Below are 12,064 nucleotides of genomic sequence, written 5' to 3'. Positions count from 1 at the left end.
CGGGCGCGGGCCCGTCGTAGCGGCAAAAAGGGGTGGTCAGTCGGACCGCGCGATCCGCTCGGCGGCGAGCGCGTCGGGCTCGGGCATGCGCACGAATCCCGGCGTCGCGCGGACACGCTCCAGCCAATTCCGGATCGCGGGATAGGCGTCGAGGGGAATGCCCCCGTGCGGCGCGACGTGGGTATAGGCGAAGAGCGCGATGTCTGCGATGCCGTAACCGTCACCAGTGAACCAGTCAGCGCGTGCCAGGTGCTGCTCCATCACGCGCAGCGCCTCGTGCGCGCGCTCGCGGAGCCGCGGGAGGTCGGCACGCCGCGTCGAATTGGCCGGCGTCCATCCGCAGATGAACCGGGCGACGGCGACGTAGGGCTCGTGGCTGTACTGCTCGAAGAACATCCAGCTCAGGGCCTGCGCGCGTTGCCAGGCATCGTCCGGCAGGTACGGCGTCCCTTCCGCGAGCCAGAACAGGATCGCGTTCGACTCGACCAGCACGCGGCCGTCGTCGAGCTCGAGCATCGGAACCTTGCCGTTCGGGTTCTTCGCCAGGTACTCCGCGCTGCGGGTCGCACCGTTCGCGCTGTCCGTCTCGATCCATCGGTACGCACGCCCGAGCTGCTCCAGCAGCAGGCGGACCTTGTGGCAGTTGCCGGACGGAGAAAAGCCATGGACCGCGATCATGCGCGCGTGGCCCGGCGCGCCTGCCATTCATCGCGCGTCTGCAACCAGACATCGATGTGCTTGGTGTCGAGCGGCGCCGGGAAGCGTCCCGGCCCCGTGTTACGCGCACCGAGACGCCGGGCCACGTTCTGCGAGGCGGTATTCGCCGGGTCGATCGAGTGGATGACCTCGGTCCAGCCGAGATGCTCGAACGCCCAGTCGATCGCGGCCGCGCATGCCTCGGTGCAGTAGCCGCGACCCCAGCCGTCGGGATGGAAGGCGTAGCCGACTTCCGTGCCCGGCCACCCGTCCGGCTGCCAAGGCCCGGCCTGCCCCACGAAGCGCCCCGTGGCCCTTTCCTCCACCGCGAACATCGCGAAGCCCTGGATCGCCCAGGCGCCGGGCATCTGCAGGAAGCGGCGCCAGGCGTCGCCCCGCGTGAGCGGCCCGCCGATGTGATGAGTCTCCGGCGCAGCGAACATCTCCGCATAGCGCGGGAAGTCGCCCTCGTGCCACTCGCGCAGGATCAGGCGCTCGGTCTCGACGCGGGGTCCGCTCATACCGCCTCCTTCGATACCGCGGCATCCAGCCACGGCGTTCCTCGTCGACCGCGCCGGCATCGGCCGGCGCGGCGGTGGATCAGAACGCGTTGATGCCCGTCAGCTCGCGGCCGACGACCAGCTGGTGCACCGTCTCGGTGCCCTCGTAGGTGATGACCGACTCGAGGTTCAGCGCGTGGCGGATCGCGGCATGCTCGGTGGTGATGCCGGCGCCGCCCAGGAGGTCACGGCATTCCCGGGCGATGTCGATCGCCATGCGGCAGTTGTTCCACTTCGCGAGCGAGACCTGCGTCGGCTGCATGGTGCCGGCGTCCTTCAGGCGGCCCAGCTGCAGCACGAGCATCTGCGCCAGCGTGATGCGGCGGGCCATGTCGGCCATCTTGATCTGCGCGCTCTGCGTCGCCGCCACCGGGCGGCCGAACAGGATGCGCTCCTTCGTGTAGTCGACCGCCTCCGACAGGCAGGCGATCGCGGCGCCGATGGGGCCCCAGGTGATGCCGTAGCGGGCCTGCGTGAGGCAGCCGAGCGGGCCCTTCAGGCCCTTCACGTTCGGCAGGCGGTTCGCATCCGGCACGCGCACGTTGTCGAAGAACAGCGCGCTGGTCACCGACGCGCGCAGCGACATCTTGTGCTTGATCTCCTGCGCGGCGAAGCCCGCCATGCCCTTCTCGACGACGAAGCCCTGGATGCCGTCGTCGGTCTGTGCCCAGACGATCGCGATGTCGGCGAGGTTGCCGTTCGTGATCCACATCTTCGAGCCGTTGAGGATCCAGTCGTCCCCGTCGCGCTTCGCGTTCGTCTTCATGTTGGCCGGGTCCGACCCGCCGTGCGGCTCGGTCAGGCCGAAGCAGCCGATGACCTTGCCGGCGGCCATGTCGGGCAGCCAGCGCATGCGCTGCTCCTCCGAGCCGTACGCGTAGATCGGATACATGCACAGCGAGCTCTGCACCGAGACGAAGCTGCGGATGCCGCTGTCACCACGCTCGAGCTCCTGGCAGATCAGCCCGTAGCTGACGCCGTTGAGGCCCGCGCAGCCGTACTTCTCCGGGAGCGACGAACCCAGCAGGCCCAGCTCCGCGATCTCCGGGACGAGTTCCTTCGGGAAGCGGCCCTGGTCGAAGGCCTCGCCGATGATCGGGATCACGCGCTCGTCGGTGAAACGCGCGACGGTGTCCTGCACCGCGCGTTCTTCCTCGGACAGCAGCGAGCGGACGTCGTAGAGGTCGTACGGATTCAGGGCCATGCGGGCAGCTCGGGCGTCGGAAGCCCTCCATTGTAATGGCCGTCACAAAGCCTCGACACCCCGGGGACGCATCGGCACGAAAAAAGGGCCGGTCGCCCGGCCCTTTCCGATCAACGCGTTATTACGCTTCAGCCGCGGCTGGCCAGGGCCCGCGCGGTCGCGGCGCTCGTCACGACCTCGCCGTCGACGACCGGAAGCCGCGCGCCCGGCCGGTCGGCCATGCGCACCGTCTGGATCTCGTCGCCGTAGCGGTAGGTCACGTCGTAGCCCACGACTTCCGACTCGGAGCCCATCCGGATACGGCTGCCGGGGCGCTTCTCGGTCCGCATGTTACCGATGGTGCCGTCGGGGTTCCGGAAGGTGACGTTGTAGGCGACGGTGCGCGAGCTGCTCGCGGTGTCGGTCACCGTGCGGCACTGGCGATCGGTCCGGCTGACGACCCGCCCGCCGACGTGTCGACGGTCGATGCGGTTGCCGATGAATCCGCCGGCCGTGGCACCCGCCACCGTCGCGGCCTTCTGCCCGTTGCCGTCACCGATGCGGCTGCCCACCAGGCCGCCGATGATCGCGCCGGCCACCGTGCCGCCGACGTTGCCGTCGCGCTCCGGCAGGCGGTCCTGCACCACGACGTCCTCGCAGATCTCGCGCGGCACCGACGTCGTGCTGGTCTCGCGCACGGGCTCCGTGCCGATCACCGTCGCATAGCGCGGGCTCGACGTGCGGACGGTGTCGACATCGACCACCTCGGCATATTCGAGGCGCGGCTGCTCGGGCGCGACTGCGGCCACCGGCAGCGCTGCGGCCGGAGCGATGCGCGCCTGCGTGGAGGCCGTCGTGTCGAGCTGCATCGCGCCCATCGCGGGCGCCGCGGCGGGCGTGCGTGCGACAGGCGCCGCCTCACCCGAAAAGCTGTTGTACGCCGCGACGGCGACGCCACCGAGGAGCATGGAACCGAGGGCGACGGCGAGAATGTTCTTATCCATGAGGGGTCCGTTTCGGTGCCGGGAATGTGGAGCCGATTCGAGCACCGCGAACCTGAACGACACGGGAGTTGCTTCAGCAGAGTGAGGAAAACGTTCAGGCAGCGGCCGTGGTCCTCGAGGCACCACGAGCCGTGCTAGCGTCCGCGCAACACGAGGACCCCGATGACACCACTCCTGCTCGCTCCGTTTCTGCGCTGGGCCGGCCGGCTCCGGCATCCCACCCTGCTCGCGATCACGGCGGTGCTGTTCGGACTCGACCTGCTGATTCCCGACTTCATTCCGCTGGCCGACGAACTCCTGCTGGGCCTGGGAACGCTGGTCCTCGCCAACTGGAAGAAGCGCGGCCTGCCCCCCGGCGGCCGATGATCCTGGTCGACAGCCACAGCCACATCGACGTCGACACCTTCGACGCCGACCGCGACACGGTCGTCGCGCGCGCCCGCGACGCGGGCGTCGCGCACCAGATCGTGCCGGCGATCGCCGCAGCGACGTGGCCGCAGCTCCGCGACGTCTGTACGCGGCATCCGGGCCTGCATGCCGCCTATGGTCTCCACCCGATGTACCTCGCCGACCACCGGCCTGCCCACCTGGTCGAACTGCGCGCCTGGATCGAGCGCGAGCGCCCGGTGGCCGTCGGCGAATGCGGGCTCGACCACTTCGTCGAAGGGCTCGATTCCATAGCGCAGGCCGCGTATTTCGATGCGCAACTCCGCATCGCGCGCGATTTCGACCTGCCCGTGATCGTGCATGCACGCCGCGCGGTCGACGCGGTGATCGCCGCGATCCGGCGCGTCGGCGGATTGTGCGGCGTGGTGCACAGCTTTCCGGGCAGCCGCGAGCAGGCCGACGTGCTCTGGCGCAACGGCTTCCTCGTGGGTATCGGCGGCCCCGCCACCTACGAACGTGCGAACCGGCTGCGCGGGCTGGTGGCCACGCTGCCGATCGAATCCATCCTGCTCGAGACCGATTCGCCCGACCAGCCCGGCAGCGCGCATCGCGGGCAGCGCAACGAGCCCGCGCACCTGCGGCACGTGCTGGAGAGGGTTGCCGCCCTGCGCGGCGAGGCCGAGGACGACGTGGCACGCGCGACGACGGCGAACGCGATGCGTCTTTTTCGGCTTGCGAGCCCGGTCAGCGCCGCTTGAGCAGCAGCTCGATCGCCTTGCCCGCCATCGCGAAGGCGAACGTGCCGGTGATGTGCGTCGCTGCACCCAGCCCCCCGCTGCAGTCGAGCTTGAGCGCGCCGTCCGCCTGCGGACGGACGCCGCAGACGCTGCCGTCGGCCTGGGGATACTTGACGTTCTCGAGCGAGTAGACGGCCGGGACGCCGAAATAGCGGTCGGCATTGCGCGGAAAGCCGAACTCGGCGCGCAGCTTCTTGCGCACCAGCGCGAGCATCGCGTCGTGCTCGGTGCGCGACAGGTCGCGCACGCGCACGAGCGTCGCATCCGTGCGCCCGCCTGCGGAACCGCTGACCACGAGGGGCAGCTTGCGCCGCCGGCACCACGCGATCATCTCGACCTTGCTGCGGAAGCTGTCGCAGGCATCGACCACGAGGTCGAAGCCGCCGTCGAGATGCGCCTCGAGGTTGGTCGGCGTCACGAAGGCCGGCACCGGCTCGACCTCGATCAGCGGATTGATCGCCATGCATCGCGCGGCCATCGAAGCGACCTTCGCATGCCCGTAGTGGCCTTCGATCGCGGGCAGCTGGCGGTTGGTGTTGGAGACACAGATGTCGTCCGCATCGATCAGCCGCATGTGGCCCACCGCCGATCGCGCGAGGGCCTCGGCGACCCACGAGCCCACGCCGCCGAGCCCGACGATCGCGACGCGGGAGCCCGCGAGTCGTTCGACCGCGCCCCGGCCGTAGAGGCGATCGATACCGGCGAATCGCTCGTGCCAAGCGGGTTCGAGGCTGCTCGTCTGCATCCGCATATTGTAGGCGCGGCGCGAACGAGCACCGTGCAGGTGCGTGATATCGTCGCCCGACCGACAGGAGGCGACCATGGCCGACGACGCATCGCACGCTCCCCGCCGCCCGCGCATGGGCCCGCGCTATCTGTTCATGGTGCTGCTGGGGCTGGTCGTCGGCGCGGTGGCGACGGTGTCGGCGATGCGTGCCATCGAAGCGCGCCGCGACCCCTATCCGGACGCGGTCATGCACGTCATGTCGGCGCATACCAAGGCGCTGAAGCAGAACGTCACGCAGAACCGCTGCAACGCCACCGACACCCTGCCCCACCTGCAAACCTTGCGCCTGCTCGCCAACGACATCGAGCCCGCGTTCGGCGCGATGAGCGACGACGCGCAGTTCGCCCGGCATGCCGGCGCGCTGCGTGGCGCACTCGATGCGTCGCTGACGTCGCCGCCGCTCAACTGTGCCGGCGTGCAGAAGGCGGTGCAGGACGTCGGCCGTACCTGCGAGGCCTGTCACCAGTACGCCCACGACTGAACCGTCGCCGCGGCTTGACCGCACGCCCGCTGAATGCGGCTGCAGCGTTTGATCGACCGTTCACCGCGTCACTCCTAGCGTGCGGCTGGACATGGCATCGGCCATGGACCATCACCGTCGCAAACGGGAGAGTCGCAATGAACATCAAGATTTCCATGGTCGCCGCCGCACTGGCGTCGACGCTCGCGCTCGCGGGCTGCGCCACCACGTCGTCCGGTTACGCGGGCAGCCCGCCGCCGATGGGCGGCTCCACCGCCTGCTACGACTGCGGCACGGTCACGCGGATCGAGACGGTGGCCGGCACCGGTGGCGGCACCGGGGTAACGGGCGCCGTCATCGGCGGCCTCGTCGGCGCGGCCGCGGGCCGTGAGCTGACGGACGACGAGAGCAAGGGTCGCCAGAACACCGCGACCGTGGCCGGCGCCGCGGCCGGCGCCGCGGCGGGTGCTGCGATCCAGCGCAACATGACCGGTGCCGGTGCGCAGTACAACGTCTACGTCCGAATGAACGATGGGCGCACCACAGTCGTGACGCAGAACGACCTCGGCGGCATCCGAGAGGGCTCGATGGTCCGCGTCTACAACGGGCGCGCCTGGGTCCGCTGAGGCACCTGAAATCGCGTTACGCGGGGCGGCCCTTCGGGGTCGCCCTCTTTTTGGCCGGTTCCATCGGCCTTTTGCGTTTTGTGCGCCGCGTCATGCTTCCGGCTGTCCAGAGGATTAACGTCGGGGGCGTCCGCATGGACGCCACCCTTCCCCCGAGGTGCTCCCGATGAAATCCGCTCCCCCGCTCCTGGCCGCGGCACTCACTGCGGCCGGTGCGGCCGCCCTGTCCGCGACCGCCTCCGCACCACCCGCGCAGTACAACCCGCTGCGCGTCTCGATGGTCGCCGCGCAGGGCGCGTCGTCGTTCCTCGGCGCGGTCGACGTCGAGCTCACCAACACCAGCAGCCGCACCGTGCGCGTCCCGGCGTGGCAGCTGCCGTCGCCCTACCTGATGGCGAAGCTCTTCGAAGTCACCCGCGACGGCCAGCCGGTGGCGTACGAGGGCGCGATGATCAAGCGCGGCCTGCCCGCGGCGTCGGACTTCGTGATCCTGCGCCCAGGCCAGACCCATCGCGCCACGGTCGACCTGTCCGCGTTCTACGACCTCACCCGTACCGGCGAATACACGGTGACCTTCAAGGCGCCGCTGCAGCATGCCTCGCTGTCGACCGGCGAAATGCTCAAGCTGCCGAACGGCGTGGCGATGAGCGCCCGCAGCGCGCCGCTGAAGCTGTGGGTGGACGGCACCGACCAGCTCGGCGCGAGCACGATCCAGGCGCAGCGCAAGCCGAGCACCGGCGGCACCATCGTCAATGGCGTGTCGTACAAGAACTGCTCGACGACGCAGATCAGCACGCTCGGCAGCGCGATCGGCTCGGCACGCAACTATTCCGAGAACAGCAAGGGCTACCTCGCGGGCGGCACCGCCGGCCCGCGCTACACCACGTGGTTCGGCGCCTACACCTCGACGCGCTATGCGACCGCGCGCCAGCACTTCGTCGACATCGACGCGGCGATGGACCAGACCGGCGGCCAGATCACGATCAACTGCGGCTGCAACCAGAGCTATTACGCCTACGTCTACCCGACCCGGCCCTACGAGATCTTCGTCTGCCGCGCGTTCTGGAACGCTCCGCTCACCGGCACCGACTCCAAGGCCGGCACGCTCATCCATGAGATGAGCCACTTCAATGCCGTCGCGGGCACCGACGACCACGCCTACGGCCAGAGCGCGGCGAAGTCGCTCGCGGCGTCCGATCCGACGCGTGCGCTGGACAACGCCGACAACCACGAGTATTTCGCGGAAAACACGCCGTCGCAGAACTAAAGGCGTCGCGGTGAGACCCGAAGACCCGGCTCCGGCCGGGTCTTTCTTTGCGGCGATCGCGGCCGCTCGCCCACAATGGCCGCCTTCCCGAAGGAGCGCATCGTGGCCGACCTCAGCACCCTCTGGTACGTGATCGCCGTCGTCCTGATCATCGTCGGCATCGCGGGCACGATCCTGCCCGCCCTGCCCGGCCTGCCCCTCGTCTTCGGCGGCATGCTACTCGCAGCATGGGCCGACGGCTTCGAGCGCGTCGGTGCCTGGCCGCTCACGATCCTCGCAGTGCTCACTCTGCTCTCGATCGGCGTCGACTTCCTCGCCACCGCGATGGGCGCCAAGCGCGTCGGCGCGAGCCGGCTCGCCCTGCTCGGCGCGATGATCGGCACGTTCGCGGGGCTGCTCGCGGGCATCGTGGGCGTCTTCATCGGGCCGTTCATCGGGGCCCTGATCGGCGAGCTCGCGCATCGTCGTCGGCTCGGCGGCGAGGACATGGCGCAGGCCGCAAAGGTCGGCGCGGGCACGTGGATGGGGATCGTGCTCGGGGTGGTCCTCAAGCTGGGCATCGCCTTCGCGATGGTCGGGCTGTTCACCGCGGCATGGCTCTGGTGGTAAGGCGCTAGCGCCGCTTCACGCCCGCTTCCAGCCGCTTGGACCAAAGTCGCCCGCGATGATCCGCCTCAGAGAATGGAGCCGTCGCCGCATGATCTGGACTATCGCCCTCACGGCGTTGGCCACGCTGTTCGTCGTCGTGCTGTCGATGAACTTCGCGACGCCCGAGAAGAAGATCGAGCGGCGTGTCGCGCACCGCTACGCGACGACCGACCCCCAGTTCCTCCGCGAGATGGGCGTGATGCTCGGCCCGTCGATCGTGCCCGGCAACCGCGTCACGCGGCTCGACAACGGGGACGAGATCTTCCCGGCGATGCTTTCGGCGATTCGCGGCGCCCAGCGCACGATCACGTTCGAGACCTACATCTACTGGTCGGGGCAGATCGCCGAGCAGTTCAGCGAGGCGCTGTCCGAGCGCGCCCGCGCGGGCGTCGACGTCAACGTGACGGTCGACTGGGCGGGCAGCATGAAGATGGACAATGCGCTCCTCGAGCGGATGAAGACCGCAGGGGTGAAGATCGAGCGCTACCGGCCACTGCACTGGTACAACCTCGGCCGCCTCAACAACCGCACGCACCGCAAGCTGCTCGTGATCGACGGCCGGATCGGCTTCACCGGCGGCGTCGGCATCGCCGACCAGTGGCTGGGACGCGCGCAGGACAAGGACCACTGGCGCGACATGCACTTCCGCGTGGAGGGGCCCGTCGTCTCGCAGGTCCAGGCCGCGTTCAACGACAACTGGATCAAGAGCACCGGCACCGTGCTCAACGGCGCGGACTATTTCCCGCACGTCGAGCAGGCTGGCGACATGAGCGCGCACATGTTCGTCGCCTCGCCCGCCGGGGGCAGCGAGAGCATGCACCTGATGTACCTGCTCGCGATCGCCTCCGCCACGAAGAGCATCGACCTCGCCGCGTCGTATTTCGTGCCGGACGACCTCATGGTCAAGGCGCTGCTCGCCGCGCGGCAGCGTGGCGTGCGGGTCCGCCTGCTCCTGCCGGGCCCGCACATCGATTCCGAGACCGTGCGCATCGCCTCCAAGCGCGAGTGGGGCCCATTGCTCGCAGCCGGCGTCGAGGTGCATCTCTACCAGCCGACGATGCTGCACGTGAAGCTGCTGATCGTCGACCGCTATATGGTGTCGGTCGGGTCGACCAACTTCGACATCCGCTCGTTCCGCCTCAACGACGAGGCGAGTCTGAACGTCTACCATGCCGACTTCGCCCGGGAGATGGGCGAGGTCTTCGAGCGCGACCTGGAATCGGCGACGCCCTACACCCACGCGATGTGGAAGCGGCGGCCGTGGACCGAGCGGCTTTCGGAGATGTTCCTGCTCCCGATCAAGTCCCAGCTCTGAGGTCGACCCGTGTCCTTTTCCCGCGCGGCCGGCGCGCTGCTCGCCGCCCTGCTTGTCCTGTCGCCGACCTCCGGCGCCGCCGTGGCGCCCCCTGCATCCCCCGCGGCCGCCGCGTCGAAGGTTCCGACCGACGCCGACGCGCGGCTCGCGCACAGCGTCGCGCGTCGGCTGCACGCCGTGCCGGACCTGCACGACATCACCGTGACCGCGACCGCCGCCGAGGTGCGCCTGGACGGCCGAGTGGCCGGGCTGGAGGACCGCGCGCATGCCGAGCAGATCGCGCGGCAGCAGCCGGGGGTGCGCGCCGTCGACAACCGCGTGCAGCTGAGCACCGGGCTCGTCGACCGTCTCCGCGTCGCGCTGGGGCAGGTCTACGGCAAGCTCATCGGGCTGGTCGCCAAGCTCCCGCTCCTGCTGGTGGCCGGCCTGATCGTCCTGCTCGCGTGGTGGATCGCGCGGCGGGTGACGCGGCACATCCACCTCTCGCGCTTCAGCGCGCGCAATCCGTACATCGACGCGCTCGTCGGGCGCCTGCTGCGCTGGGGCATCGTGCTGCTCGGGTTGCTGGTGGCGCTGGACCTGCTCGAGGCCACGGCGATCGTCGGCGCGCTCCTCGGCTCGGCGGGCGTGGTGGGCATCGCCGTGGGCTTCGCCTTCCGCGACATCGCCGAGAACTACGTCGCCGGGATCCTGCTGAGCCTGCGCCGCGGGTTCGCGCCGGGCGACCACGTGCTCGTGGAGAAGTACGAGGGCAAGGTCGTCGCGCTCACGGCGCGCTCGACCCTGCTGATGACCTTCGACGGCAACCAGGTCTCGGTGCCGAACGCGCTGGTCTTCAAGTCGGTGGTGACCAACTTCTCGCAGAACGACAACCGGCGCTTCGAGTTCACCACGGTGATCGACGTCGCCGAGTCGGCCGGCGAGTCGCAGCGCGTCGCGCTCGCGGCGATCGCGGGGGTGGACGGGGTCCTGCCCGATCCCGCGCCATCGTCTGTCGTCGACGGCTACCTGGGCGGCGGCATCCAGCTCAAGTTCCACGGCTGGGTGAACCAGCGCGCGAGCGATCTCGGCAAGGTGCGCAGCGAGGCGGTGCGCGCGGTGAAATCGGCCTTCGAGAAGGCGCGCATCGACGGGCCGCGGCCGGTGCAGTACGTCTTCACGGCGCCGCTGCCGGAGGACGTCGCGGAGCGGATGGGCATCTCGACGGCGCCGAGGAACGCGACCGAACCGGCCGCCTGCGGGGACACTTCGGTGAACCACGACATCGACGCGCAACTGGACGCCGAGCGCAAGGCGCACGTCGACGACACCCTCATCTAGGGTCGCGCAGGCTGCGACCCGGGACGCGCATCATGGGCTTCACGGAGGACGGCCATGCAGCTTCGACGCATCCTTTCGCTCGACGGCGGCGGCATCCGCGGCCTGGTCACCTGCCGCTGGCTCGCGGGAATCGACGCCGCGCTCGCTGCGGCGGGCCGGCGAGAGATCCCGACGAGCTTCGACCTGCTGGCGGGCAGCTCGACCGGGGGCCTGATCGCCTGCGGGCTCGCCCTGGGCCGACCGCCCGGCGAGCTCGCCGAGCTGTACCGGCAGCGGCGCCACGACATCTTCCCCGGCATGGCGCGGCGGCTGTGGTCGCGCGCGACGCGCCTTTTCGGCGCCGGCCCCTCCGCACCGCGCTATGACGGACGCGGCCTCGAGCGGGTTCTCGCCGACGTCTTCGGCGATGCGCGCCTTGGTGACCTGCGCGTGCCGACGCTGGTGACGAGCTACGACACGATCAGCCGCAAGCCGGTCGTGTTCAAGAGCTTCAAGGCCGAGCACGCCGGGTTGCGCGTGCGCGACGTCTGTCGCGCCACCAGCGCAGCGCCCACCTACTTCCCGGCTCATCCGATGCGTGTCGAAGGCGTTGACTGCGCGCTCATCGACGGCGGCATCGTGGCCAACAACCCGACCGCCTGCGCGATCGCCGAGGCCCTGCGCAAGGACCCGGCCGTCGATCGCACCCAGGATCTGGTCGTCGCCTCCGTCGGCAGCGGGGAGCGCGTGCGGCCGATCGACCTTGCGTCGGCACGCGAATGGGGCGCGCTCGAGTGGGCGATCCCGATGATCGACGTTCTGTTCGACGGCAATGCCGAGTCGGTCGACTACATCGCGCGCCACGTCGTGGGCGATGGCTACTTCCGCCTGCAGGCGCCGCTCACCGTCGGCCTCGATGACCTCGACGACGTGAGCGACACCAACCTCGAGGCGCTCGAGCTACTCGCCGCGCGCTATCTCGCCCTGCCTGCGACGCGCGCGACGCTCACGCGCCTTGCGTCGCGGCTCTGAGGC

General features: G+C 69.8%; 14 protein-coding genes. 9 read left to right on the top strand and 5 right to left on the bottom strand.

Going from position 1 to position 12,064, the window contains the following annotated elements; translation table 11 throughout:
* Positions 1–36: 36 nt before the first annotated feature.
* The 4 genes from ACYVJJ_RS09830 to ACYVJJ_RS09815 form a co-directional block, all read right to left on the bottom strand.
* The gene (locus tag ACYVJJ_RS09830) at positions 37–705 is read right to left on the bottom strand and encodes a glutathione S-transferase family protein (RefSeq protein WP_460833131.1); all 669 of its coding nucleotides are present in this window, start codon (positions 703–705) and stop codon (positions 37–39) included.
* Positions 675–1,217, bottom strand: coding sequence for a GNAT family N-acetyltransferase (locus ACYVJJ_RS09825; protein WP_460833130.1), 543 nt, complete (start codon positions 1,215–1,217; stop codon positions 675–677). Before ACYVJJ_RS09825 ends, ACYVJJ_RS09830 begins: the two co-directional genes overlap by 31 nt.
* 79 nt (positions 1,218–1,296) lie before the next feature.
* Positions 1,297–2,460: an acyl-CoA dehydrogenase family protein gene (locus ACYVJJ_RS09820; RefSeq protein WP_460833128.1), complete on the bottom strand. Its 1,164-nt coding sequence runs from the start codon at positions 2,458–2,460 to the stop codon at positions 1,297–1,299.
* 128 nt (positions 2,461–2,588) lie between these two features.
* A complete protein-coding gene (locus ACYVJJ_RS09815) occupies positions 2,589–3,443 on the bottom strand; it encodes a glycine zipper 2TM domain-containing protein (protein ID WP_460833126.1) in 855 nt (284 codons plus the stop codon).
* A 162-nt stretch (positions 3,444–3,605) separates the two neighbouring features.
* Between ACYVJJ_RS09815 and ACYVJJ_RS09810 the strand changes: the two genes are divergently transcribed.
* A complete protein-coding gene (locus ACYVJJ_RS09810; protein ID WP_460833124.1) occupies positions 3,606–3,809 on the top strand; it encodes a DUF6116 family protein in 204 nt (67 codons plus the stop codon).
* Entirely contained in the window at positions 3,806–4,588 is a 783-nt protein-coding gene (locus tag ACYVJJ_RS09805; protein ID WP_460833122.1) for a TatD family hydrolase, read from the top strand. Before ACYVJJ_RS09810 ends, ACYVJJ_RS09805 begins: the two co-directional genes overlap by 4 nt.
* Here the strand turns inward: ACYVJJ_RS09805 and ACYVJJ_RS09800 are convergent.
* The gene (locus ACYVJJ_RS09800) at positions 4,575–5,372 is read right to left on the bottom strand and encodes a tRNA threonylcarbamoyladenosine dehydratase (protein WP_460833120.1); all 798 of its coding nucleotides are present in this window, start codon (positions 5,370–5,372) and stop codon (positions 4,575–4,577) included. The genes ACYVJJ_RS09805 and ACYVJJ_RS09800 overlap by 14 nt on opposite strands.
* Positions 5,373–5,448: 76 nt before the next feature.
* Here ACYVJJ_RS09800 and ACYVJJ_RS09795 point away from each other — a divergent pair, with 76 nt between their 5' ends.
* The 7 genes from ACYVJJ_RS09795 (at position 5,449) to ACYVJJ_RS09765 (ending at position 12,061) form a co-directional block, all read left to right on the top strand.
* Positions 5,449–5,895 carry a hypothetical protein gene (locus ACYVJJ_RS09795; protein WP_460833118.1) on the top strand — a complete coding sequence of 149 codons (447 nt, stop codon included), beginning with the start codon at positions 5,449–5,451 and terminating at the stop codon, positions 5,893–5,895.
* Positions 5,896–6,032: 137 nt separating this feature from the next.
* The gene (locus ACYVJJ_RS09790) at positions 6,033–6,500 is read left to right on the top strand and encodes a glycine zipper 2TM domain-containing protein (RefSeq protein ID WP_460833116.1); all 468 of its coding nucleotides are present in this window, start codon (positions 6,033–6,035) and stop codon (positions 6,498–6,500) included.
* 166 nt (positions 6,501–6,666) lie between these two features.
* Positions 6,667–7,767 (top strand): M35 family metalloendopeptidase, encoded by a 1,101-nt coding sequence (locus tag ACYVJJ_RS09785; RefSeq protein WP_460833115.1) that lies wholly within the window; start codon positions 6,667–6,669, stop codon positions 7,765–7,767.
* A gap of 102 nt (positions 7,768–7,869) precedes the next feature.
* Entirely contained in the window at positions 7,870–8,376 is a 507-nt protein-coding gene (locus ACYVJJ_RS09780) for a DUF456 domain-containing protein (protein WP_460833113.1), read from the top strand.
* Between the two features lie 88 nt (positions 8,377–8,464).
* On the top strand, positions 8,465–9,730 hold the full coding sequence (locus ACYVJJ_RS09775; protein WP_460833112.1) for a phospholipase D-like domain-containing protein: 1,266 nt from the start codon (positions 8,465–8,467) through the stop codon (positions 9,728–9,730).
* A gap of 9 nt (positions 9,731–9,739) precedes the next feature.
* Positions 9,740–11,050 carry a mechanosensitive ion channel domain-containing protein gene (locus tag ACYVJJ_RS09770; protein WP_460833110.1) on the top strand — a complete coding sequence of 437 codons (1,311 nt, stop codon included), beginning with the start codon at positions 9,740–9,742 and terminating at the stop codon, positions 11,048–11,050.
* A 54-nt stretch (positions 11,051–11,104) separates the two neighbouring features.
* Positions 11,105–12,061 (top strand): patatin-like phospholipase family protein, encoded by a 957-nt coding sequence (locus ACYVJJ_RS09765; protein ID WP_460833109.1) that lies wholly within the window; start codon positions 11,105–11,107, stop codon positions 12,059–12,061.
* Positions 12,062–12,064 lie beyond the last annotated feature (3 nt).

The sequence above is a fragment of the Lysobacter humi (ex Lee et al. 2017) genome (assembly GCF_054781815.1).
Note: the sequence above shows the minus strand (reverse complement) of the source record. Positions and strands in the feature narration are given on the sequence as shown.

Bases quoted from the DNA above. Each gene is read 5' to 3' on its own strand.
- ACYVJJ_RS09830 (WP_460833131.1), bottom strand. From the start codon at position 705: ATGGCAGGCGCGCCGGGCCACGCGCGCATGATCGCGGTCCATGGCTTT.
- ACYVJJ_RS09825 (WP_460833130.1), bottom strand. From the start codon at position 1,217: ATGAGCGGACCCCGCGTCGAGACCGAGCGCCTGATCCTGCGCGAGTGG.
- ACYVJJ_RS09820 (WP_460833128.1), bottom strand. From the start codon at position 2,460: ATGGCCCTGAATCCGTACGACCTCTACGACGTCCGCTCGCTGCTGTCC.
- ACYVJJ_RS09815 (WP_460833126.1), bottom strand. From the start codon at position 3,443: ATGGATAAGAACATTCTCGCCGTCGCCCTCGGTTCCATGCTCCTCGGT.
- ACYVJJ_RS09810 (WP_460833124.1), top strand. From the start codon at position 3,606: ATGACACCACTCCTGCTCGCTCCGTTTCTGCGCTGGGCCGGCCGGCTC.
- ACYVJJ_RS09805 (WP_460833122.1), top strand. From the start codon at position 3,806: ATGATCCTGGTCGACAGCCACAGCCACATCGACGTCGACACCTTCGAC.
- ACYVJJ_RS09800 (WP_460833120.1), bottom strand. From the start codon at position 5,372: ATGCAGACGAGCAGCCTCGAACCCGCTTGGCACGAGCGATTCGCCGGT.
- ACYVJJ_RS09795 (WP_460833118.1), top strand. From the start codon at position 5,449: ATGGCCGACGACGCATCGCACGCTCCCCGCCGCCCGCGCATGGGCCCG.
- ACYVJJ_RS09790 (WP_460833116.1), top strand. From the start codon at position 6,033: ATGAACATCAAGATTTCCATGGTCGCCGCCGCACTGGCGTCGACGCTC.
- ACYVJJ_RS09785 (WP_460833115.1), top strand. From the start codon at position 6,667: ATGAAATCCGCTCCCCCGCTCCTGGCCGCGGCACTCACTGCGGCCGGT.
- ACYVJJ_RS09775 (WP_460833112.1), top strand. From the start codon at position 8,465: ATGATCTGGACTATCGCCCTCACGGCGTTGGCCACGCTGTTCGTCGTC.
- ACYVJJ_RS09765 (WP_460833109.1), top strand. From the start codon at position 11,105: ATGCAGCTTCGACGCATCCTTTCGCTCGACGGCGGCGGCATCCGCGGC.